This is a genomic window from Streptomyces sp. NPDC096012 (assembly GCF_040426375.1).
Taxonomy (GTDB): domain Bacteria; phylum Actinomycetota; class Actinomycetes; order Streptomycetales; family Streptomycetaceae; genus Streptomyces.
Genome location: NZ_JBEOTD010000022.1, coordinates 1 through 22111 on the forward strand (window position 1 = coordinate 1; position 22111 = coordinate 22111).

16 protein-coding genes and 1 riboswitch are annotated in these 22111 nt (G+C 73.3%); of the genes, 5 read left to right on the forward strand and 11 right to left on the reverse strand.

What is annotated here, in order from left to right; genetic code table 11:
- Positions 1-115 precede the first annotated feature (115 nt).
- The gene (locus ABVB68_RS21265; RefSeq protein ID WP_353602674.1) at positions 116-967 is read right to left on the reverse strand and encodes a sulfurtransferase; all 852 of its coding nucleotides are present in this window, start codon (positions 965-967) and stop codon (positions 116-118) included.
- 319 nt (positions 968-1286) lie between these two features.
- Between ABVB68_RS21265 and ABVB68_RS21270 the strand changes: the two genes are divergently transcribed.
- The gene (locus tag ABVB68_RS21270) at positions 1287-2078 is read left to right on the forward strand and encodes a VOC family protein (protein ID WP_353602675.1); all 792 of its coding nucleotides are present in this window, start codon (positions 1287-1289) and stop codon (positions 2076-2078) included.
- Positions 2079-2348: 270 nt separating this feature from the next.
- On the opposite strand, the gene ABVB68_RS21275 is transcribed toward ABVB68_RS21270, so the two are convergent.
- The 4 genes from ABVB68_RS21275 to ABVB68_RS21290 are packed head-to-tail and all read right to left on the reverse strand — an operon-like array spanning position 2349 to position 8131.
- Positions 2349-2999 carry a thymidine kinase gene (locus ABVB68_RS21275; protein WP_353602676.1) on the reverse strand — a complete coding sequence of 217 codons (651 nt, stop codon included), beginning with the start codon at positions 2997-2999 and terminating at the stop codon, positions 2349-2351.
- Positions 3000-3057: 58 nt separating this feature from the next.
- On the reverse strand, positions 3058-4248 hold the full coding sequence (locus tag ABVB68_RS21280; protein WP_353602677.1) for an alkaline phosphatase family protein: 1191 nt from the start codon (positions 4246-4248) through the stop codon (positions 3058-3060).
- Positions 4248-4835, reverse strand: a complete 588-nt coding sequence (locus ABVB68_RS21285; RefSeq protein ID WP_353602678.1) for a DUF5998 family protein — start codon at positions 4833-4835, stop codon at positions 4248-4250. Before ABVB68_RS21285 ends, ABVB68_RS21280 begins: the two co-directional genes overlap by 1 nt.
- A gap of 41 nt (positions 4836-4876) precedes the next feature.
- A complete protein-coding gene (locus tag ABVB68_RS21290; protein ID WP_353602679.1) occupies positions 4877-8131 on the reverse strand; it encodes a bifunctional acetate--CoA ligase family protein/GNAT family N-acetyltransferase in 3255 nt (1084 codons plus the stop codon).
- Positions 8132-8307: 176 nt separating this feature from the next.
- Between ABVB68_RS21290 and ABVB68_RS21295 the strand changes: the two genes are divergently transcribed.
- Complete coding sequence (locus ABVB68_RS21295) at positions 8308-8589, forward strand: HPr family phosphocarrier protein (protein ID WP_353602680.1); 282 nt, start codon at positions 8308-8310, stop codon at positions 8587-8589.
- A 356-nt stretch (positions 8590-8945) separates the two neighbouring features.
- Here the strand turns inward: ABVB68_RS21295 and ABVB68_RS21300 are convergent, their stop codons facing one another.
- The 4 genes from ABVB68_RS21300 to ABVB68_RS21315 all read right to left on the reverse strand — a co-directional run bounded on the left by ABVB68_RS21300 (position 8946) and on the right by ABVB68_RS21315 (position 13873).
- Positions 8946-9632: a GntR family transcriptional regulator gene (locus ABVB68_RS21300; protein WP_353602681.1), complete on the reverse strand. Its 687-nt coding sequence runs from the start codon at positions 9630-9632 to the stop codon at positions 8946-8948.
- Between the two features lie 307 nt (positions 9633-9939).
- Positions 9940-10695: a M23 family metallopeptidase gene (locus ABVB68_RS21305; protein WP_353602682.1), complete on the reverse strand. Its 756-nt coding sequence runs from the start codon at positions 10693-10695 to the stop codon at positions 9940-9942.
- A 12-nt stretch (positions 10696-10707) separates the two neighbouring features.
- A riboswitch (cyclic di-AMP (ydaO/yuaA leader) is annotated at positions 10708-10867 on the reverse strand.
- A 226-nt stretch (positions 10868-11093) separates the two neighbouring features.
- Entirely contained in the window at positions 11094-12482 is a 1389-nt protein-coding gene (locus ABVB68_RS21310; protein WP_353602683.1) for a M16 family metallopeptidase, read from the reverse strand.
- Positions 12479-13873: a M16 family metallopeptidase gene (locus tag ABVB68_RS21315; RefSeq protein ID WP_353602684.1), complete on the reverse strand. Its 1395-nt coding sequence runs from the start codon at positions 13871-13873 to the stop codon at positions 12479-12481. Before ABVB68_RS21315 ends, ABVB68_RS21310 begins: the two co-directional genes overlap by 4 nt.
- 319 nt (positions 13874-14192) lie before the next feature.
- Here ABVB68_RS21315 and ABVB68_RS21320 point away from each other — a divergent pair, with 319 nt between their 5' ends.
- A complete protein-coding gene (locus ABVB68_RS21320; RefSeq protein ID WP_353602685.1) occupies positions 14193-16652 on the forward strand; it encodes a DNA gyrase/topoisomerase IV subunit A in 2460 nt (819 codons plus the stop codon).
- 265 nt (positions 16653-16917) lie between these two features.
- Here ABVB68_RS21320 and ABVB68_RS21325 read toward each other — a convergent pair whose 3' ends face one another.
- Together ABVB68_RS21325 and ABVB68_RS21330 are read right to left on the reverse strand one after the other, a co-directional pair.
- On the reverse strand, positions 16918-18102 hold the full coding sequence (locus ABVB68_RS21325) for a CobW family GTP-binding protein (protein WP_353602686.1): 1185 nt from the start codon (positions 18100-18102) through the stop codon (positions 16918-16920).
- Between the two features lie 236 nt (positions 18103-18338).
- Positions 18339-19505 (reverse strand): citrate synthase/methylcitrate synthase, encoded by a 1167-nt coding sequence (locus tag ABVB68_RS21330; RefSeq protein ID WP_353602687.1) that lies wholly within the window; start codon positions 19503-19505, stop codon positions 18339-18341.
- A 110-nt stretch (positions 19506-19615) separates the two neighbouring features.
- Between ABVB68_RS21330 and ABVB68_RS21335 the strand changes: the two genes are divergently transcribed.
- Positions 19616-20872: a citrate synthase gene (locus tag ABVB68_RS21335; protein WP_353602688.1), complete on the forward strand. Its 1257-nt coding sequence runs from the start codon at positions 19616-19618 to the stop codon at positions 20870-20872.
- Positions 20873-21050: 178 nt separating this feature from the next.
- On the forward strand, positions 21051-21992 hold the full coding sequence (locus ABVB68_RS21340) for a ferredoxin family protein (protein WP_353602689.1): 942 nt from the start codon (positions 21051-21053) through the stop codon (positions 21990-21992).
- Positions 21993-22111 lie beyond the last annotated feature (119 nt).

Sequence of the window (22111 nt, forward strand, 5' to 3'; positions counted from 1 at the left end):
ACTTATCTAAACACACTCTACCCCCACCCTCCGCTTTTCCTATCTGCTGGATTCCGGGGCGGCTACGCGCTGGCGGTGGGGGGGCCCCGCGCGCGGCCCCCCCTCTCGCGTGCCGCTACTGCGGATCCGCGCCGACCGCCACCGGGCGGGACGGGTCCGCGGACCACTCGGACCAGGAACCGACGTACAGCGCCGCCGGAATGCCCGCCACCGCCAGCGCCAGCACCTCGTGGGCGGCGGACACACCGGAGCCGCAGTACACGCCCACTTCGGTGTCCGCACGCACGCCCAGCGCCTTGAAGCGGTCCTGCAGCTCGGCCGCGGGCAGGAAGCGGCCGTCGGGACCCACGTTCTCCGTCGTCGGCGCCGACAACGCACCCGGAATGTGCCCGCCGACCGGATCGATCGGCTCCACCTCACCCCGGTACCGCTCCCCCGCGCGGGCGTCCAGCAGGACGCCCGTACGGGCCAGCTCCGCCGCCCCGTCCGCGTCCAACCGGCCCGCGGCACCGGGTACCGGCGTGAAGTCGCCCTCGGCCACAGCCGTGACGTCGGTGGACAGCTCGCCCTCCCAGGACGGCAACCCGCCGTCCAGGACCCGCACGTCCGGGTGACCCGTCCAGCGCAGCAGCCACCACGCGCGCGCGGCCGCCCAGCCCTGGCCGCCGTCGTACACGACGACCGGCCGGTCCGCCGACACGCCCGCGCGGCGCATCGCCGCGCCGAACTCCGCGACGTCCGGCAGGGGATGGCGGCCGTTCGGCCCCGGCGTGCCGGCCAGCTCGCGGTCCAGGTCGACGAAGACCGCACCGGGGATGTGCCCGGCCGCATGGGCGGCCCGTCCGTCGAAGTCGGGCGCGCCCGCCGCCTTCGCCAGGCTCAGCTGCCAGCGGACGTCCAGCAGCAGGGGCGGGTTCGAACCGGTCAGCTCGTGGGCGAGTTCGGTCGCGGTGATGATGGCTCTCATGGCGTCCATCCATACGCCAGGGGTGGCCGCCGCGTCCAGGTACGGCTACTCTGCTCGGCCGGACAGGCTCGATCACGCCGCGTACGTGATCGAGCACGTGCTGTACAGCCGGCGGGCACCCGCCGGCCGTCGTAGGGAAGCGGCGAACCATGGCGGTTCCGGCCTTCTCCCGGAGGGACCGGTGGGCCGCGGCGCGGCGGGGCGGCCGGCACCGTGGAGGATGCGGGACCGGCACGGGCGTGCACGCGGTCGGCGTGGACACCCCTGCGGAGAGCGGAAGCGACACGGCCACCGCGAGGGGCCGGGGAGAGAGTGATCGATGACCGAGGCACGGGAATCGGCCGGTCCGAACGCGCAGCGCGCGCCCGGCGAGCCCTGCTGGGTGAGTCTGATGGTGCACGAACTGGCCGCCACCGAGGAGTTCTACGCCGAGCTGTTCGGCTGGGAGTTCCGGCCTGGCCCGCAGCAGCTCGGCCCGTATGTGCGGGCCCTGCTCGACGGGCGGGAGGTGGCCGGCATGGGCCAGCTGCCGCCGGACCCCCGGCTGCCGATCGCCTGGACGCCGTACCTCGCGACGAACGACGTGGACCGGACGGCCGACGCGGTACGGCTGTCCGGCGGCACGGTGGCGGTGGGCCCGATCGACGCGGCCGAGGCCGGGCGGCTGGCCATCGCCTCGGACCCCTCCGGGGCGGTGTTCGGGATCTGGCAGGGGACCGCTCATCTCGGCACGACGATCACCGGCGTGCCCGGCACACCGGTGTGGAACGAACTGCTCACCTACGAGACCGAGAGCGTCGCCAAGTTCTACGCCACCGTGTTCGGCTACGAGCGGGAACCCGTGGTCGCCGCCGGTCTCGACTACGTGACACTGCACCTCGGCGGTCGCCCGGTGGCCGGCCTGCACGGCGTGGGCCATGCGCTGCCCCCGGACCGGGGCTCGCACTGGCAGACGTACTTCGAGGTCACCGACGCCGACGCGACGCTGCGGCAGGTGGTCGATCTCGGCGGCCGCGTGCTGCGGCCGGCCCACGACAGCCCGCACGGCAGGGTGGCGAGAGTGGCGGACCCGGAGGGTGCCGAGTTCTCGGTGGTCCAGGACCCGAGCTGAGCACCCCGCCGCCGCTCCGGCGGGACGCCGACTCCGGCGGGACGCCCGGCGGGGGAACCGGAGTGCGGGGGCAGTGCCGGGGCGCGGAGGCAGTCCCGGGGGCGGGGGCAGCCCCGGGCGCGGGGCAGTCCCGGGGTGCGAGGGCAGTCCCGGGGCGCGAAGGTGCCGTCGGGGCGCGGAGGTGCCGTCGGGGCGCGGCTGCGCCCGTCGCGGTGCGGAGGTGCCGTCGGCCCCGGTGTGCCGTCGGGTTGTGCCGCCGGGTGCGGGTTCTCAGGCCGGTGACACGGGCAGGACGTCCGGGGACAGGGCCGCCGCGCGGGCCGAGGCGGCGGTCATCCGGCGCCGGTGGTGGCGGCGGCACAGCACCTCGTAGCCGACCTCGCCCGCGGAATGGTTGACGTCACCGACGACCACCTGGGCGCCCTCGACCACCATCTCGCCGTCTATGGTGCGGGCGTTGTGCGTGGCACGGGCGCCGCACCAGCACAGCGCCTCCACCTGCAGCACCTCGACGCGGTCGGCCAGCTCCACCAGCCGCTGCGAGCCGGGGAACAGCTTGGAGCGGAAGTCCGTGGTGATACCGAAGGCGTACACGTCGAGCCCGAGATCGTCCACCACGCGCGCGAGCTGGTCGATCTGCGCGGGCGCGAGGAACTGCGCCTCGTCGGCGATCACGTAGTCCGCCCGGCGGCCCTGCGAGAGGTGGTCGACCAGGTAGGCGTACAGGTCCTGGGCCTCCGCGACCTCCACGGCGTCCGTGACCAGGCCGAGCCGGGAGGACAGCTTGCCCTCGCCGGCACGGTCGTTCCGCGTGAAGATCATTCCGACGAGGCCGCGCGCGGAGCGGTTGTGCTCGATCTGCAGAGCCAGCGTCGACTTCCCGCAGTCCATCGTTCCGGAGAAGAACACCAGCTCGGGCATGAGGGGTTGAGCACCTTTCGGCGAGTCGTTCGGCGGATCGGCGTGCGGGCGGGGCGGTTCAGGAGCGTACTTCGAGCAGCGGCACGAGCTGCTCGGCGGGGGTCATCGAACCGTGGTTGCCGACCAGCGCCGACTCCTTGGGTTCCCGCTCGGACGCGGTGATCAGGACGTCGTCGTGCGCGGCCGCGAGCACGTCCCCGAGCCGCGCGTACACCCGCTCGTCGACGTGCGGGCCGAACCAGCCGGCCTCGATCGCCTCGTCCCGCGAGGCCACCCAGAACTGCTCCCCGAGCACCTCGCGCCAGACGGTCAGCACGTCGTTCTGCGCGCCCGGCACCGCGTACACGTGCCGCGCCCGCCCCTCGCCGCCCAGCAGGGCGACCCCGGCGCGCAGCTCCCAGTCCGTGTCGAAGTCGATGCGGTGATCCTCGTCGAACGGGATGTCGACCATGCCGTGATCGGCGGTGACGTAGAGCGCGCTGCGCGGCGGCAGTTGCTCGGCGAGGCGCTGGGCGAGCCGGTCGACGTACATGAGCTGGCCGCGCCAGGTGTCGGAGGCGACGCCGTAGCGGTGCCCGGCGCCGTCCAGTTCCGCGTAGTACGTGTACACCAGGGAGCGGTCCCCGGCGGCCAGTTGCGCGGCCGCGAGATCCATCCGCTCCTCGCCGGTCAGCCGGCCGTGGAAGGCGCCGCCGCTGAGGGCGACCTTGGTGAGCGGGGTCTGCGCGAACGTCGGCGACGACACCTGGGCGGCGTGCACACCGGCCTCGTGGGCCAGCTGGAAGACGGTGGGGTACGGCTGCCAGGGGTGCGGCGGGGTCCACGGCTGCCAGCGGAGCTGGTTCATCAGCTCGCCGGTGGCCGGATTGCGCACGGTGTACCCGGGCAGGCCGTGGGCGCCCGGCGGCAGGCCGGTGCCGACGGAGGCGAGGGAGGTCGCGGTGGTCGCCGGATAGCCGGCGGTCAGCGGCCGGCCGGTGCCGCCGCGGGAGCTGCCGAGCAGGGAGTTGAGGAACGGCGCCTCGTCGGGGTGCGCCCGCAGCTGCTCCCAGCCGAGCCCGTCGACGAGGAAGACGCAGACCCGGTCGGCCGGGGTCAGTTCCCCGATCGTCGCGGTCAGACCGGGGACGCCCATGCCGGCGGCCAGGGTGGGCAGGAGATCGGCCAGGGAGCCGCTGCCGTACTCGGGCAGTGGCGCGGTGTCCAGGGCGAGCGGTTCCGGGTGGTCCCAGGCGGAGAGCTGGGACATCAGCGCGTGAGGTCCGCGGTCGCTTCCGAGACGGCCTGCGCGAAGGCGAGCGTCTGGCGCACCGTCTCCGGGCCGTCCCCGGCCTCGCTGACACGCAGGCTGAGGTCGTCCGCCGTGGAGCTGCCGGTGTAGCCGTGGTCGGCGTCGCAGTTCGGGTCGCCGCAGGCGGCGGGCTCCAGGTCGAGGCGGCTGACCGCGCCCCAGCCGATGGTCAGCACGACCTCACGCGGCAGCGTGCCCGGCGTGTACTGCTCCGGGTTCGCGACCACGCGGCTGACCACGACGGAGGAGATCCGGCCGAGCTTCACGGACTCGGTGGAGGTGGTGGCGTACGGCGTCGGGGAGGTGCTGTCGGCTGCCTGCTCGTCGGTGTGGCTGACGATGAAGCGGTTGCCGGTGAGGACCAGCACGGTGACGTGCCGGCGCACCTCGTTCTGATCGAACGTCGTCTCCTGGTGGACCAGGTACGACCGGACGGGCTCGCCGCCCACGGCGGCCTCCACCGCCTCGGCCACGAGGGCCGGGTAGTAGCCGCTGCGCTCGATCGCCGCGCGCAGCCCCTGGGTCGTCGTACTGGTCTTGGCCATGGCGTCCATCCTAATCCGTGGGCAAGGGCGGTCCGGGCCAGTCAGTAGGCCGGCAGCGTGCGCGGGCCGAGGTCGTCGCGGGCGGGTGGCGGGGCGAGCCGGACGGTGGCGCCGAGGACGCTCACGCCGCGCGGGGCGACGACGACCGGCTCCAGGGTCACCGCGACGACCTCCGGGTGATCGTCCACGAGCCGGGAGACGCGCAGCAGCAGCTCCTCCAGCGCGGGGGTGTCGACGGGGGTGGAGCCACGCCAGCCGAACAGCAGCGGCGCCGTGCGGATCGACCGCACGAGCGAGGTCGCCTCGCGGTCGGTGACCGGGATCAGCCGGTGTGCCATGTCGCCGAGCAACTGGGAGGCGGCACCGGCCAGGCCGAAGGACAGCACGGCACCCGCCGCCGGGTCGATCACCGCGCGCACGACGGTGTCGACCCCTCGGGGCGCCATGCCCTGCACCACCGGCCGCAGTTCCTCCGGCTTGCCGAACAGCTCGGTCAACTCGGTGTACGCGCGGCGCAGTTGCTCCTCGTCCGCGAGGTCGAGCCGGACGCCGCCGAGGTCGGCGCGGTGCCGCAGGTGCGGGGCGGTGGCCTTGAGGACCACCGGGTAGCCGAGGGTGCGGGCGGCCTCGGCGGCGGCGTCCGGGGTGGGCGCGGGGAACGCGCGGCGCACGTGCACGCCGTACCTGCCGAGCAACTCGCAGGTCTCCGCGTCGGAGATGGTGAGCCCCTCGTCGCGTGCGAGCAGCTCGCCGATCAGCCGTGCGGCACCCTTCTCGTCGACGTCGTCGTACTCCGGCACCTTCCCGGGGTCGACGGCCTCGCGCCGCCACTGCGCGTACTTCACGGCTTCGGCGAGGGCCCGTACCGCGCGCTCGGCGGCGGGGTAGGCCGGAATGAGCCGGGCACCTTCGACCGGGGACGAAGCGGCCGCGACGTCCGGTGCGCCGCTCCCGCCCGCCGCACCCGCCACGGACCCGCCGCTCCCGCCCGCCGCACCCGCCACAGACCCGCCGCTCCCGGCGGCCGCCGGCACGCCCGGCCCGCCGTCCCTGTCCGCTCCCGGGAGCGGTCCGCCGTCCCCGGCCACCACTCCCCCGGTGGGCGAGTGGTCCCCGGCCGCCGGCTCTCCCACGGGCCTGCCGTCCCCGGGCACCGCTCTCCGGCCGGATGCGGCGTCCCCGGGCACCGCTCCCCCGGCCGAGGCGCCGTTCCCGGGCGTGGGTCCCCCGGCCGAAACGCCGTTCCCGGGCACCGCTCCCCCCGCCGAAAGGCCGTCCCCGGGCACCGCTCCCCCGGCCGAGGCGCGGTTCCCGGGCGTCGGTCCCATGGTGGGTGGGTGTTCCGCGGAGCGCGGTGGGTCCGTGGGGCGGAGTGGGTGGGTGGTGGTGTTTCCGGGGACGGGTGTCCTGCCGGTGGCCTGGGGGGCGGTGCTGGCCGCGGCCGACAGCGCCTCCGCGAGCCCTCCGAGCTCCACGTGCACCACCAGCACCGGCTTGCCGGGGACCGCCGCCGCGGCCGAGCGCAACGCCTCCGCCAGCTCCGCGTCCCCCGGTGACCCCTCGCCGATCGCGGGGATGGCCGTGACGACGACGGCGTCGTTCGTGTCGTCGGCCAGCGCGGCGGCGAGCGCCCGGTGGAAGTCCCCCGCCGTCGCCGCGGTCGTCAGGTCCAGCGGTCGCGAGGGACGCAGCCCCTCCGCGAGACAGCGGTCGTACGTCAGCACGCCCAGCGACTCCGAGTTGCCGACGATGGCCACGCGCGGCCCGGCGGGCAGCGGCTGCCGGGCGAGCAGCAGGCCGGCGTCGACCAGTTCGGTGATGGTGTCGACCCGGATCACCCCGGCCTGCCGGAGCAGCGCGGACACGGTCGCGTGCGGCAGCCGCGTCGCGCGCACGGCGTGGCCCTGCGGCGCGGCCCCCGTGCCCTGCACCACGACCAGCGGCTTGGCCGCCGCCGTCCGCCGGGCGAGCCGGGTGAACTTGCGCGGGTTGCCGATGGACTCCAGGTACATGAGGACGACGTCGGTCTCGGGGTCGTCGTACCAGTACTGCAGGACGTCGTTGCCGGAGACGTCGGCGCGGTTGCCGGCGGAGACGAAGGTGGAGACGCCCGTGACCCCGGTGACTCCTCCGCCGCGCCGGTGCAGCCGGGACAGCAGCGCGATGCCGATGGCACCGGACTGGGCGAACAGCCCGATGCGCCCGGGGCGGGGCATCTCCGGGGCGAGGGAGGCGTTGAGCCGGACGTCCGGGGCGGTGTTGATGACCCCGAAGGCGTTCGGGCCGATGAGCCGCATGCCGTACGCGCGCGCGGCCCGGACCAGGGCCCGCTGCCGCTCCCGCCCCTCGGCGCCGCTCTCGGCGTACCCGGCGGAGAGCACGACGAGTCCCTGGACGCCGTGCTCGCCGCACTCGGCGACCACCGCGGGCACGTGCTCGGCGGGTACGGCCACGACGGCGAGGTCCACATGTCCGTCGATCTCCCGCACCGAGCGGTACGCCGGCACCCCGTCGACCTCCTCGAGGTCCTCGGGGAAGGCCCTGTTCACGGCGTGCAGGGCGCCCGCGTAACCGGCCGCCCTGATGTTGCCGAGGATGCTGCGGCCCACCCCGCCGGGGGCGCGGCCGACGCCTACGACCGCCACGGAGCCGGGCACGAGGAGGCGCCGCACCGAGCGGCCCTCGGCGCGCTGCTCGCGCGCACGCTGCACGGCGAGGGAGCGGTCGGTCGGTTCGAGGCCGAACTCCAGGCGTACGACACCGTCCTCGAAGCTGCGTTTCTGGGTGTAACCGGCGTCCGTGAACACCTTGATCATCTTGGTGTTGGCGGGCAGCACCTCGGCGGCGAAGCGGCGTATCCCTCGCTCGCGCGCGACCGCCGCGATGTGCTCCAGCAGGGCGGAGGCGACCCCGCGGCCCTGGTGGCCGTCCTGCACCAGGAAGGCGACCTCGGCCTCGTCGGCGGGCGCGGAGGCGGGCATCCCGCCGGCACCGATGCGGTCGTAGCGTACGGTGGCGATGAACTCGCCGCCGACGGTGGCCGCGAGTCCCACCCGGTCCACGAAGTCGTGGTGCGTGAAGCGGTGGACGTCCTTGGCGGAGAGCCTGGGGTACGGCGCGAAGAAGCGGTAGTACTTCGACTCGTCCGAGACCTGCTCGTAGAAACTGACCAGGCGGTCGGCGTCATCGACGGTGATGGGCCGGATACGCGCGGTGCCACCGTCGCGCAGTACCACGTCCGCCTCCCAGTGGGCGGGGTACTCGTGCCGGTCCTGCCGGTCCGCCGGGGTCTGCATGGGCCCCAGAGTACGGCTCGCGTATGACAACGGCGCGAGGCAGTCTGTGGAGGACGACACCCCGGACCGAGGCCGCGGTCCGGCGTCGCACCGGAGGGGGCGAAGGCCCGCTCCGGGCATGCTTCACCGTATGGGAAACTGGTCTAGACAACCTGAAGACTGAAGGGCAGCAACACATGGCTGAGCGCCGCGTCAACGTCGGCTGGGCCGAGGGCCTCCACGCCCGTCCCGCCTCCATCTTCGTCCGAGCCGCCACGGCCGCAGGCGTCCCGGTGACGATCGCCAAGGTCGGGGGCAACCCCGTCAACGCGGCCTCCATGCTGGCCGTCCTGGGCCTGGGCGCCCAGGGTGGCGAGGAGATCGTCCTCGCGTCCGACGCCGAGGGCGCGGACGCCGCCCTCGACCGGCTGGCCAAGCTGGTCGCCGAGGGCCTGGAAGAGCTGCCCGAGACCGTCTGAGCGCGCCCCGCGCGCACGGGCCCGAGCCGCGTCGCCCCTCCGGGGGCGGCGCGGCTTCGCCGTCTGCGCTCGACGGTCCGGGCCACCGCCTGCCGATTCGCGCGCCGCCTGCACCCGACGGTCCGGGCGGCGCCTGCGCTCGACGGTTCGCCCGGCACGGTCAACGCCCGCGCTCCACAGCCCGCGCTCACGGTCCACGGTCAGCGGTCAGCGGTCAGCGGTCAGCGGTCAGCGGTCAGTCTGCTATTGCTTCATCGAGCGGCTTTCGCCTCCCGCGTGAATTACGGCACGCCGGAATGAGGTCGCCGGAAAAAGCGTCGCCACGGAATTGCTCTTCTTTGTATACGGCCTGCGTGTTAATGCCGCCGCCCCGGCACGTTTACGGCATGTTGCGAAGTCCTCACACGCTCCGCGCCGCCGGAGAACCGAAGCCGGTGTGCGGCCGCCGAGCGCTCGGCGTGCAGCGCCGTGACCGCCCGCGCGCGTTCACCGTCGCCGCGCGCCACCGCGTCCACGATCGCGCCGTGCTCCGCCCAGGCCTCCTGGGGGCTCGGCAGCGCCTCCACCGCGTACATCCAGGCGATCTTGTGGCGCAGCTGGGTGAGCGTCGAGGTCAGCGAGGGGCTGCCGGAGGCCTGCGCGAGCGTCTCGTGGAACCAGCCGCCCAGCGAGCGCAGATCCTCGCTGCCACCACTCCTGGCCCGCTCCTGGCCGAGCCTGACCAGGCCTCGCAGCACCTTGAGGTGGGCCTCCGTCCGCCGCTGCGCGGCCCGGCCGGCGCCGAGCGGCTCCAGGAGCACGCGCATCTCCAGCAGGTCGGCGGCCTCCTCCTCGGTGGGCTCGGCCACGCACGCGCCCGCGTGCCGGCGGGTCACCACGAACCCCTCCGCCTCCAGGGTGCGCAGGGCCTCACGGACGGGGACGCGCGAGACGCCGTAGCGGCGGGCCAGGACTTCCTCGGTGAGGCGGCCGCCGCGCTCGTGGACACCGGCGACGATGTCGTCCCTGATCGCCGTGCACACCGAGTGCGCCGGAATACGCATGCCCGACCTCCGCCTTAATTCCCGTGAAACGTCGACGATGGACGCGTGTTCCGCGACTCTATTCCAATACGCGGGAATTTCCGACGGCGGGCCGGAATTCATGGATATTTTTTGGCCCTGGGGGGGACCAGCAGGACCCTGCGGAGAACGGCGGGACCCCGCGGAGAACGGCGAAAGCCCCGGCTCGGTGAGCCGGGGCTTCGGGTGCCGTGCGAGGCTTCGGATCCCGTGCGGCGGGCGCGTCGGACGCCACGCCGAGGCCGTGCCCGCGGAGGGGTCGGACGTCGCCGCCGTGCTCGCCGAGGCGTCAGACGTTCACGCCGTGCTTGCGGAGGTAGGCGACGGGGTCGATGTCGGAGCCGTAGTCGGGGCTCGTGCGGGCCTCGAAGTGGAGGTGCGGGCCGGTGGTGTTGCCGGTCGCGCCGGACAGGCCGATCTGCTGGCCCGGTACGACCTTCTGGCCCACGGTGACCCCGATGGACGACAGGTGACCGTACTGGGTGTACGTGCCGTCGGCCATCCGGATCACGATCTGGTTGCCGTACGCGCCGCCCCAGCCGACGGTTTCGACGGTGCCGGAGCCGACCGCGTGGACGGTGGTGCCGCTGGCCGCGTGGAAGTCGATGCCGGTGTGCGAGCCGGAGGACCACAACGAACTGCTGGCCTGGTAGCCCGTGGAGACGTAGGAGTGCGCGATCGGGGCGACGAAGGCGTTCAGCCGCTTGCGCTCGGCCTCGCGGGCCGCGCGTTCCTTGGCCACGCGCTCCAGCTTCACCCGCTCGGCGGCCGCCTTGGCCGCGGCCTGCTCGGCCGCCTTCTGCTCGGCGGCCTGCCGCTGGGCGTCCGCCTGCGCGTCGATCCGCTCGGCCACGCCGTCGCTCACCGTGAGGACGGGCGTGAGGCCGGTCTGCTCCACGGAGTTCTCGGCGGCGAGTGCCGGGGAGGCGGCGAGGGTGCCGATGACACCGGTGGTGGTGAGGGCCGCGATACCGGCCGCCTGAGCGGTGGTGCGCTTGACCCGGCCGGGCTTGCGATGCTTCCCGGTGGCGCACATGAACGCCATGAAGTGGCTGGTCCTTTCCTTCCCTCTCGCCTACCGGGTTAGCTGACGGGTTCGGAGCAGGAAGGTCTCCTACGGGCCCCCTCGCTCTCGCGCGGGCGTCCGATTCACCCCAGGGACGTGGGTCCCCGGCTCCCCTGGCTCGCGCCGTACGGGGACTCGGCGATGACTGTCCGGTGCCGCGGGTGCGGCGCACTGCCTGACGAACAGCCCGCATGACCGTACGGATGCCTGCTTTCAATCCTCAAACGGATCCGGGCTTTTGTAGCGCATCCCACAGGGCAGACAGGAAACCTCCGCCCCAATCGGGCATCCGGGGAAGGGAGTGGAACGGCGTGGGGCCCTGACGGCCTGTAGGCCGTCAGGGCCCCACGCGCGCGTGCCGCTGCTCGGCGCGACGGCTACTCGGCGGCGACGACGGTGACTTCGCCGATGCCCAGTGCCTCGACCGGAGCCTTGATCTGGGAGGCGTCACCGACGAGGACGGTCACCAGCCGGTCCACCGGGAAGGCGTTGACGGCGGCCGCGGTGGCCTCCACCGTGCCCGTCGCGGCCAGCCGCTGGTACATCGTCGCCTGGAAGTCGTCGGGCAGGTGCTGCTCGACCTGGTCGGCCAGGGTGCTCGCCACCGCGGCCGCGGTCTCGTACTTCAGCGGTGCCACCCCGACCAGGTTCTGTACGGCGACGTCCCGCTCGGCGTCGGTCAGACCCTCCGCCGCGAGGGTGCGCAGCACCTTCCACAGGTCGTCCAGCGCAGGACCGGTGTTGGGGGTGTCCACCGAGCCGCTGATGGCGAGCATCGAGGCGCCCGTGCCGTCCGGGGCCGACCTCATGACCTGGCCGAAGGCGCGCACGCCGTAGGTGTAGCCCTTCTCCTCGCGCAGGACGCGGTCCAGGCGGGAGGTGAGGGTGCCGCCGAGGCAGTAGGTGCCGAGCACCTGGGCCGGCCAGACGCGGTCGTGCCGGTCCGGGCCGATCCGGCCGATGAGCAGCTGCGTCTGCACGGCGCCGGGCCGGTCCACGATGATCACGCGGCCGGTGTCGTCGGCCGTCACCGGCGGCACCGGCCGCGGCTCGCCGGGGGTACCGGTCCACGCGCCCAGGGTGCCCCCGAGCAGCTCGTCCAGGTCGATCCCGGTGAGATCGCCGACGACGACCGCGGTGGCCGTCGCGGGGCGGACGTGCCGGTCGTAGAAGGCGCGCACGGAGGCCGCGTCGATCTTCTCGACCGTCTCCTCGGTGCCCTGGCGCGGGCGGGACATGCGCGAGGTCGCCGGGAACAGCTCCTTGGAGAGCTCCTTGGCGGCCCGGCGGGCGGGGCTGGCCAGCTCGTGCGGGATCTCGTCCAGGCGGTTGCGGACCAGCCGCTCGACCTCGCTCTCGGCGAACGCCGGGGCGCGCAGGGCGTCGGCGAGCAGGCCGAGACCCTTGGCCAGGCGGGAGGCCGGGACCTCCAGGCTGAGCCGGACACCGGGGTGGTCGGCGTGCGCGTCCAGCGTGGCGCCGGCGCGCTCCAGCTCGGCGGCGAAGTCCTCGGCGGAGTGCTGGTCGGTGCCCTCGGAGAAGGCCCGCGCCATGATCGTGGCGACGCCGTCGAGGCCGACCGGCTCGGCGTCCAGGGGCGCGTCGAGCAGCACCTCGACGGCGACGACCTGCTGCCCGGGGCGGTGGCAGCGCAGCACCGTCAGGCCGTTGCCCAGCGTGCCGCGCTCGGGCGCCGGGAACGCCCACGGCTTGGCCTCGCCGGCCTGCGGCTGGGGGTGGAACTCCATGGTGGCGAGCTCGGTCACTTGGCCGTCTCCTCGTTCTCGTTGCCGGCCTCTACGGTCGCTTCCCGCTCCGGGTCCTCCGGGATCCCGGTGTCCTCGACGGCTTCCGGGGACTTCGGCTCGTAGACGAGGACCGCGCGGTTGTCGGGGCGCAGGCGGGCCTGGGCGACCGCGCGGACCTCCTCGGGGGTCACCTCGAGGACGCGCTTGACGGCGGTCAGCGCGAGCTGCGGGTCCCCGAACAGGACGGCGTACCTGCACAGTTCGTCCGCGCGGCCGGCGACCGTGCCGAGCCGGTCCAGCCACTCGCGCTCCAACTGCGCCTGGGCCCGCTCCATCTCCTCGGGCGTGGGGCCCTCCTCGGCGAACCGGGCCAGCTCCTCGTCGATGGCGGCCTCGATGACCGGCACCTCCACGTCGCCGGAGGTCTTCACGTCCAGCCAGCCCATCGAGGGCGCGCCGGCCAGGCGCAGCAGCCCGAAGCCGGCCGCGACGGCCGTACGGTCGCGGCGCACCAGGCGGTTGTACAGGCGGGAGGACTCGCCGCCGCCGAGGACGGTCAGGGCGAGGTCGGCGGCGTCCGCCTCGCGCGTGCCGTCGTGCGGGAGCCGGTAGGCGGCCATCAGGGCGCGCGCCGGGACCTCCTCGACGACGACCTCGCGCAGCTGCTCGCCGATGACCTCCGGCAGGGAACCGTCGCGCGGGGCGGGCTTGCCGTCGTGGGACTCGATGGAGCCGAAGTACTTCTCGACCCAGGCGAGGGTCTGCTCCGGGTCGATGTCGCCGACCACGGACAGCACCGCGTTGTTCGGCGCGTAGTAGGTGCGGAAGAACGCGCGGGCGTCCTCCAGGGTGGCCGCGTCCAGGTCCGCCATCGAGCCGATCGGCGTGTGGTGGTAGGGGTGGCCCTCCGGGTACGACAGGGCGGTCAGCTTCTCGAAGGCGGTGCCGTAGGGAACGTTGTCGTAGCGCTGGCGGCGCTCGTTCTTGACGACGTCCCGCTGGTTCTCCATGGACTCGTCGTCCAGGGCGGCGAGCAGCGAGCCCATGCGGTCGGCCTCGAGCCAGAGCGCGAGCTCGAGCTGGTGGGCCGGCATGGTCTCGAAGTAGTTGGTCCGCTCGAAGCTGGTGGTGCCGTTGAGCGAACCACCGGCGCCCTGCACCAGCTCGAAGTGGCCGTTGCCCGTGACCTGCGCCGAGCCCTGGAACATCAGGTGCTCGAAAAGGTGAGCCAGGCCGGTACGCCCCTTGACTTCGTGGCGCGAGCCGACGTCGTACCAGAGGCAGACCGCCGCCACCGGGGTCAGGTGATCCTCGGAGAGCACCACGCGCAGACCGTTGGCCAGCCGGTGCTCGGTCGCTTTCAGGCCCCCGGAGCCTGCCTCGGCCGTGGTCGTGTGACCCATGGGCATGTACGTCCCTTCGCGAGCGGAGGCGGTCGTCGAAACCGCGGTTTTCCTGCCGTTCCTGCCACTGTATGCAAAGCGTGCGGGACGTCGGCGAAGTTCCCGGGGGACGTACGCCCACAGCGGATCGCGTAGCCTGCGTCCGACCCGTCTCCGGCCGCCTCTCCGGCACCGGGCGGGCCCGCGGAGACCGGGTCGCGGCCCGCGTTGTCAGTGCCGCGGTCCACAATGGTTCGCGACAGATCCGTCAATCGCTTCAGCAAGAGCGAACCCGGGGGGTGCGCGCCCCCTCGGTGCGCGACCAGATCAGGAGGAGCCGGCAGCGATGGCCCGCCGCAGCACGAAGACCCCGCCACCCGACGATTCGTTCGAGGAGAGGATCCTCGACATCGACGTCGTGGACGAGATGCGTGGCTCCTACCTCGAGTACGCGTACTCGGTCATCTACTCGCGCGCCCTGCCGGACGCCCGCGACGGCCTCAAGCCGGTGCATCGCCGGATCGTCTACCAGATGAGCGATATGGGGCTGCGCCCCGAGCGCGGCTATGTGAAGTGCGCCCGCGTCGTCGGCGAGGTCATGGGCAAGCTGCACCCGCACGGCGACGCGTCGATCTACGACGCCCTGGTGCGCATGGCCCAGCCCTTCTCCATGCGCGTGCCGCTCGTCGACGGCCACGGCAACTTCGGCTCGCTGGGCAACGACGACCCGCCGGCCGCCATGCGGTACACCGAGTGCCGGATGGCCGAGGCGACGAGCCTGATGACCGAGTCGATCGAAGAGGACACGGTCGACTTCACGCCCAACTACGACGGACAGGAGCGGGAGCCGGTCGCGCTGCCCGCCGCCTTCCCCAACCTCCTGGTCAACGGCTCCTCGGGCATCGCGGTCGGCATGGCGACGAACATGCCGCCGCACAACCTGCGCGAGGTGATCTCCGCCGCCCGCCATCTGATCCGGTTCCCCAACGCCGACCTGGACGCGCTGATGAAGCACGTCCCGGGCCCGGACCTGCCCACCGGCGGCCGGATCGTCGGCCTGGACGGCATCCGGGACGCGTACGCGACGGGCCGCGGCACCTTCAAGATCCGCGCGACGGTCTCGGTCGAGACCGTGACCGCCCGCCGCAAGGGCCTGGTGATCACCGAGCTGCCGTTCGCGGTCGGCCCCGAGAAGGTCATCGCGAAGATCAAGGACCTGGTCAACGCGAAGAAGGTCCAGGGCATCGCCGACGTCAAGGACCTCACGGACCGCGAGCACGGCCTGCGCCTGGTCATCGAGGTCAAGAACGGCTTCGTGCCCGAGGCGATCCTGGAGCAGCTGTACAAGCTGACGCCGCTGGAGGAGTCCTTCGGCATCAACAACGTCGCCCTGGTGGACGGCCAGCCGCTCACCCTGGGCCTGAAGGAGCTGCTGGAGGTCTATCTCGACCACCGCTTCGACGTGGTCCGGCGCCGCAGCGAGTTCCGCCGCGGCAAGAAGCGGGACCGGCTGCACCTGGTCGAGGGCCTGCTCACCGCGCTGGTCGACATCGACGAGGTCATCCGGGTGATCCGGTCCAGCGAGAACTCCGCGCAGGCCAAGGAGCGCCTGATGGAGCGGTTCTCGCTCAGCGAGGTGCAGACGCAGTACATCCTCGACACGCCGCTGCGCCGGCTCACCAGGTACGACCGCATCGAGCTGGAGGCGGAGCGGGAGAAGCTCACCGCGGAGATCGCGGAGCTGACCCGGATCCTGGACTCGGACACGGAGCTGCGCAAGCTGGTCTCGGCCGAACTGGCCGCGGTGGCCAAGAAGTTCGGCACCGACCGGCGTTCGGTCCTGCTGGAGTCCGCGGGCGTCCCGGTGGCCACCGTGCCGCTGCAGGTCGCCGACGACCCGTGCCGGGTGCTGCTGTCCTCGACGGGTCTGCTGGCCCGTACGGCGACCGCCGAGCCCTTCCCGGAGGCGGCCCGCGCGAAGCGGGTCAAGCACGACGTGATCGTCTCGGCGGTCCCGGCGACGGCGCGTGGTGAGATCGGCGCGGTGACCTCGGCGGGCCGGCTGCTGCGGATCAACGTGGTCGACCTGCCGCAGCTGCCCGAGGCGACGGGCGCGCCGAACCTCTCCGGCGGTGCGCCGCTGGCGGAGTTCGTCTCCCTGGAGGGCGACGAGAGCGTGGTCTGCCTGACCACGCTGGACGAGTCCTCCCCGGGCCTGGCCCTCGGCACCGAGCAGGGTGTCGTGAAGCGTGTGGTGCCCGACTATCCGTCCAACAAGGACGAGCTGGAGGTCATCACCCTCAGGGACGGCGACCGGATCGTCGGCGCGGTGGAGCTGCGCACCGGCGAGGAGGACCTGGTGTTCATCACGGACGACGCGCAACTGCTGCGCTTCCAGGCCTCCATCGTGCGCCCGCAGGGCCGTCCGGCGGGCGGTATGGCGGGCGTCAAGCTCGCCGAGGGCGCGAAGGTCATCTGCTTCACGGCGGTCGACCCGGCCGTCGACGCCGTGGTGTTCACGGTGGCGGGCTCGCGCGGCACGCTGGACGACTCGGTGCAGACGACGGCCAAGCTGACCCCGTTCGACCAGTATCCGCGCAAGGGCCGGGCCACCGGCGGCGTGCGCTGCCAGCGGTTCCTGAAGGGCGAGGACTGCCTGTCGCTCGGCTGGGCCGGCCCGGTCCCCGCGCACGCGGCGCAGAAGAACGGCACGCCGGTCGAGCTGCCGGAGCCGGACCCCCGCCGGGACGGCTCGGGCACCTCGCTGGCCAAGACGGTGGCGGTGGTCGCGGGGCCGGTGCTCTAGCCGGTCCCCGGGCCGGTGGCCCGGGCGTGCCGTGGCCGCCGGTCCGGGCAGCCACCTGGCCGGTGGACCGGGTGTGCTCTAGGCGGTGTCCTGATCGGTGGTCCAGGGTGACCTGGCCGGTGCCCTGATCGGGGTCTCAGGTGGTGACCTGGCCGGAGCGGTGTTTCAGGTGTGACCTGGCCGGTGGGCGGGGCGGTGCTCCAGGCGGTGACCTGGCCGGTGCCCTGATCGCGGTCTCAGGTGGTGACCTGGCCGGACCGGTGTTTCAGGTGGTGCGCCGGGCGGTGCTCCAGGCGGTGTCCTCGCCGGTGGTCCAGGCGGGCGGATCCTCCAGGTCCGCCTCATCCACCTCGTGCACCTCGTCCGGGTCGCCCACCTCGTCCGGCGCCTCCTGCGGCCCCTGTACGTAGCGCAGGACGCCCCACATGCCGTGCTCGTCGGTGTGCGGGGCGCCGTTCTCGCACGCCCTCAGCTCCTTGCCGAGGGTGTCGGCGTCGATGCCGGCGCCGATCAGGACCAGCTGGGTGAGGCGGGCGTCGGCAGGTGTCCAGGGCTCCGGGTAGAAGCGCAGGAACCGGCCGACGGCGTGCACCGCGTACCGGTTGGCCGGGTCGTACGGCCCGAAGTCGACGTACCCCTTGATCCGGTACAGACCGTCGGGCCGGCTGTCCAGGAACCGCATGAGCCGCCGGGGCTCCATCGGCACGCCGGAGGTGAAGGCCAGGCTGTCGTAGCCGGTGTGCAGGTGGCCGGTGGGGCCGTGCTCCGTGGGCGCTTGTGCCGTGTCGTCATGCGCCGTGTGGTCGTGCAGGTCGTCGAAGGAAAGCTGGCCGATGCGCTCCTCGCTCGGCCTGCAGTCGAAGAGGAACTCCGGGTCGATGCGGCCGTAGGTGGCGGGGACGACGGCGGCGCGGTCGGTGAGCGAGCGGACGAGCCCCATGATGCGGTCGGGGCCGTCCGCGCGGTCGAGCTTGTTGACGACGACCAGGTCGGCGAGGCCGAGGTGCCGGTCGATCTCGGGGTGTTTCGCGCGCGTCTCGTCGAACTCGGCGGCGTCGACGACCTCGATCAGCCCTCCGTAGACGATGCCGGGATGCTCGCTGGCGAGCACCATGCGCACGAGTTCCTGCGGTTCGGCGAGCCCGCTCGCCTCGATGACGATCACGTCGACGCCGACGGCGGGCGCCGCGAGCCGGTCCAGGTAGACGTCCAGTTCGCCGGGGTCCACGGCGCAGCACAGGCAGCCGTTGCCGAGCGAGACGGTGGAGTCGCCGAGCGCGCCGGCCACGGCCATCGCGTCGATCTCGATGGCCCCGAAGTCGTTGACGATCGCCCCGATACGGCTGCCTCCGCTGCGGTGCAGCAGGTGGTTGAGGAGCGTGGTCTTCCCGGAGCCCAGGAATCCGGCGAGCACGACGACCGGGATCTGCTGCGGACTGCTGCTCCCCAACGAACGGCCTCTTTCCTGCGGTTCCACACGGATCCCCCTCCGCGGCGCCGGCCGGCTCGGGCCCGGCGCAGGGGCGGGGGATCGACTACACGACCAGCATAAGAGCGGCCGGTGCCGCGCTGCTCCGGCCACCGCCACGCGGCCCGCATCCCCCTGGGCCGCCCAGGTCCCCCGGAACCCCGTGATCCCCGTGATCGCCGTAATCCCCGCGAGGGACCACGCCGTGGCACGAGCCGTCACCCGGTAACGGGTACCGCGACCGGCGGCTCGGGCCCCACATAGCGGGCCACGGGGCGAATGATCTTGGGGTCGGCCGCCTGCTCCAGGATGTTGGCGCTCCAGCCCACCACCCGTGCGGCCGCGAAGGTGGGAGTGAACATCTCCCGGGGCAGACCGCACAGTTCCATGACCACACCGGCGTAGAACTCCACGTTCGTGTGGAGTTCGCGGCCGGGCTTCAGTTCGGCGAGTATCGCCTCGACCCGGCGCTCGACCTCCATGGCGAAGTCCACGCGCGGACCGCCGAAGGCCTGGGCCGTCTCCCGCAGCATCCGCGAACGGGGGTCCTCGGTGCGGTAGACGGCGTGCCCGAAGCCCATGATCCGGTCCCCGGCGAGCACGCGTTCCCGGATCCAGGGATCGATCCGGTCCGGCGTGCCGATCGCGTCCAGGGTGTCGAGGGCCCGGCTGGGAGCGCCCCCGTGCAGCGGTCCGGACAGTGCGCCGACCGCGCCGGCCAGGCAGGCCGCGACGTCGGCCCCCGTGGACGCGATGACCCGCGCCGTGAAGGTTGACGCATTGAATCCGTGATCAATGGTGGAGATGAGGTATTGCTCGACCGCACGCGCCCGGCGCGGATCCGGTTCCGAACCCGTCAACATGTACAGGTAGTTGGCCGCGTGGGAGAGGTCCTCGCGCGGCTCGACCGGATCGAGGCCCTGCCCGAGCCGGTGCAGTGCGGTGAGCAGCGTGGGCACGACGGCGCAGACGGCCACGGTGTCGTCCCGGCGCCGGCCCGCGTCGATGTCGTAGACCGGACGCAGTCCCCGTGCCGCGCCCAGCAGCGACAGGGCGGTGCGCAGCCCGGCCAGCGGGCCGGAGACCCGGCCGGCCGCGGCGATGACCGGCAGCGCCGCGCGCACGTCCCCGGGGAGTCTCCGCAGCGCCGCGGTCTCGGCGGCGAACGCGGCGCCGCGCCGCGCGTCCGGCAGTTCCCCGTGGACCAGGAGGTGCCAGACGTCCTCGAAGCCGCGGGTCCGGGCGAGTTCGACGGCCGAGTACTGGCGGTAGTGGTAGAAGCCCTCGGTTCCCCGGACGTCACCGATGCGGGTCTCGGCGACGACGACGCCGGCGAGACCGCGCGGAGCGTCGATGAGGGGCGGGGCGGTCCTGTTGATGGCCATGTTGTCCTCCCTGACTTGATCAGACTGTCCATGCTTGACTCTTTTCCTGTCAATATTGATTCGATCAACATTCAGCCATCAAGCTGTGCAGAGACGGCTACGGTGACCCCATGCGCGATCACGAACCTCTGCCCGGCCGCCCCGGGGGGCGGCTGACGACCAAGGAGACCGCCGAGGTGCTCGGCGTGAAGCCCGAGACGGTCTACGCGTACGTGAGTCGCGGCCTGCTCAGCAGCAGACGCGAGCCCGGTGGCCGGGCCAGCACCTTCGAGGCCAAGGAGGTGGAGGCCCTCGCCCGGCGCAACCGGCGCGAGGCCGCCGGAGGCCCGGGCTCCGGGAGCGACCTGTCGGTACGGACCCGCATCACGCTGATCGAGAAGGACCGGTACTTCTTCCGCGGCGTCGACGCCGTGGAACTGGCCACCCGGCACTCCTACGAAGAGGTCGCGGAGTGGCTGTGGACGGGCCGGCTGACGCCGGGCGTGACGTTCACGGCGCCCGGGACCACCGTCCGGGTCGCCCGGCGCGCGGTGGACGCCCTGTCCGAGCACGCCTCCCCGGCCGACCGCCTGCGGGTGGCGGCGATCGCCGCGGCGGCCGAGGACCCGCTGCGCTTCGACCTGTCCGAGGAGACCGTGCTGAACACGGCGCGCCTCCTCATCCCCACGCTCGTCGCGGCGCTGCCGCCGGCCCGGCACGGTCACCGGGACGACGGCCCGCTGGCCCACCGCCTGTGGGGCCGGCTGACCGGCCGTCCCGCCGACGAGGCCTCCCTGCGCGTCCTGGACACCGCGCTGGGCCTGCTCGCCGACCACGACCTGGCCGCCTCCACCCTCGCCGTCCGCGTCGCCGCCTCGGCACGCGCGCACGCCTACGCCGCCGTCTCGGCCGGTCTGGGCGTCCTGGAGGGCCCGCTGCACGGCGCCGCCAGCGGACTGGCCCACCGCATGCTGCTCGACGTGCTCGACCAGGGCACGGCGGTTCCGGTGATCGCCGACGAACTCCGCGCCGGCCGCCGCGTCCCCGGTCTCGGGCACCGCCTCTACCCCGGCGAGGATCCCCGCGCGCGCGTGCTCTTCGACCTGTTGGAACACGTCCCGCGCGCGGAGCCCGCGCTGCTCGCCGCCCGAGACGTCGTGGCCACGACCGCACGGCACACCCCCCTGCACGCCAACGTCGACCTGGCCCTCGCGGTGTTCACCGCCTCCTGCGGGATGCCGGCCACGGCGGGCGAGACGATCTTCGCCGTCGCCCGGACGGCGGGCTGGATCGCGCACGCCCTGGAGGAGTACGGCGAGCGGCCGCTGCGGATGCGGCCCAGCGGTCACTACGTCGGTCCGCGGCCGCCGCAGCCCCTGCCGGAGTAGGGCGGAGCAGGACGGACAAGGGCCGGGCAGAACGGAGCAGGATGTAGCAGGCGGATCAGGACGTGACAGATATGGCAGGGCGGAGCGGAACGGAGCAGCGATCGTGACGGGGCGGGGCGCACAGGGACACGGCACGGCCGGAAGTCGCCCTGGGGCGACTCAGGTTAGGCTCACCTCTGTGAGTAGGTGTGCCACCGTTTCCCGAGGCCTCGACGAGCCGGTCCTCGGTACCGCCGCCACGGCGACGACATGGCTGCTGCTGGAACAGCCCGGACCGTGGGGTGCCAGGGCGCTCACCTCGAGCCACCTGGACCCCGTACTGGGCCGCGCCCTGGAGGCGGCGGCGGAGGGAACCGGCGTCCGGGTAGCGCTCATCCGGCACCCCGGGCGCCACGCCGACCCGGGCACGCCCGCGATCCGGCAGGTGTACGCCGCCCACACGGTTCCGGGACGGGTGTGGCTGCACAGCGCCAGCACCCGCGACCCGCGGCGGCTGCTCGAACTCGACTTCGCCGCCCTCGGCGCGGGCGACCACCGTTCCTTCGGCTCGGCGCTGGGTGGCCGCCCGCACCGCGGCGACCCGCTCGCGCTCGTGTGCACCAACGGCAAGCGCGACCGCTGCTGCGCCCTGCTGGGCCGCCCCCTCGCCGCGGAGCTGATCACCTCCGGGGTGCGCGGTGTCTGGGAGGTCACCCATCTGGGTGGACATCGCTTCTCCCCGACGGTGCTCGTCCTGCCGTACGGCTATGCATACGGCCGCGCCGAGGCGCACACCGTCAAGGAGGCCCTGCACGGCGTCCAGGAGGGCCGGGTGGTCGTCGAGGGGTGCCGCGGGTGCTCCGCCTGGGACCGGCCCGGCCAGGCGGCAGAACTGGCCGTCCGGTCGGCCGCGGGCGAACACCGGGCGGGCGTGCTGAACGTCCTGCGGACCGACGGAGCGGCCCCGCGCTGGGAGGTCACCGTCGGACACACCGACGGCCGGCGCTGGCGGGTCACCGTGGCCCAGGTGGCGTCGCTGCCGCCCCGCCCGGAGAGCTGCGGCGCGACGGTGCTGGGGGCGCCCGCGCGGATGGACGTGCTGGCGGTGCGCGAGGTGCGGCCGACGGCGTTGGCCGGCTGAGCGGCGTCGGTGCTCCGCGCGGTGGGCCGGACGGCAGGGCCGGCTGAGCACCGTTCGCAGGCGGGAGAGGCGGTCGGCGCAGCGGCGTTCGCAGCGTATGAACTGCGGCACAGGCAGCG

What these genes read in the sequence shown, in the direction of transcription:
- ABVB68_RS21265 (WP_353602674.1), bottom strand. Translation starts at nt 967, where the DNA reads ATGAGAGCCATCATCACCGCGACCGAACTCGCCCACGAGCTGACCGGT.
- ABVB68_RS21270 (WP_353602675.1), top strand. Translation starts at nt 1,287, where the DNA reads ATGACCGAGGCACGGGAATCGGCCGGTCCGAACGCGCAGCGCGCGCCC.
- ABVB68_RS21275 (WP_353602676.1), bottom strand. Translation starts at nt 2,999, where the DNA reads ATGCCCGAGCTGGTGTTCTTCTCCGGAACGATGGACTGCGGGAAGTCG.
- ABVB68_RS21280 (WP_353602677.1), bottom strand. Translation starts at nt 4,248, where the DNA reads ATGTCCCAGCTCTCCGCCTGGGACCACCCGGAACCGCTCGCCCTGGAC.
- ABVB68_RS21285 (WP_353602678.1), bottom strand. Translation starts at nt 4,835, where the DNA reads ATGGCCAAGACCAGTACGACGACCCAGGGGCTGCGCGCGGCGATCGAG.
- ABVB68_RS21290 (WP_353602679.1), bottom strand. Translation starts at nt 8,131, where the DNA reads ATGCAGACCCCGGCGGACCGGCAGGACCGGCACGAGTACCCCGCCCAC.
- ABVB68_RS21295 (WP_353602680.1), top strand. Translation starts at nt 8,308, where the DNA reads ATGGCTGAGCGCCGCGTCAACGTCGGCTGGGCCGAGGGCCTCCACGCC.
- ABVB68_RS21300 (WP_353602681.1), bottom strand. Translation starts at nt 9,632, where the DNA reads ATGCGTATTCCGGCGCACTCGGTGTGCACGGCGATCAGGGACGACATC.
- ABVB68_RS21305 (WP_353602682.1), bottom strand. Translation starts at nt 10,695, where the DNA reads ATGGCGTTCATGTGCGCCACCGGGAAGCATCGCAAGCCCGGCCGGGTC.
- ABVB68_RS21315 (WP_353602684.1), bottom strand. Translation starts at nt 13,873, where the DNA reads ATGCCCATGGGTCACACGACCACGGCCGAGGCAGGCTCCGGGGGCCTG.
- ABVB68_RS21320 (WP_353602685.1), top strand. Translation starts at nt 14,193, where the DNA reads ATGGCCCGCCGCAGCACGAAGACCCCGCCACCCGACGATTCGTTCGAG.
- ABVB68_RS21330 (WP_353602687.1), bottom strand. Translation starts at nt 19,505, where the DNA reads ATGGCCATCAACAGGACCGCCCCGCCCCTCATCGACGCTCCGCGCGGT.
- ABVB68_RS21335 (WP_353602688.1), top strand. Translation starts at nt 19,616, where the DNA reads ATGCGCGATCACGAACCTCTGCCCGGCCGCCCCGGGGGGCGGCTGACG.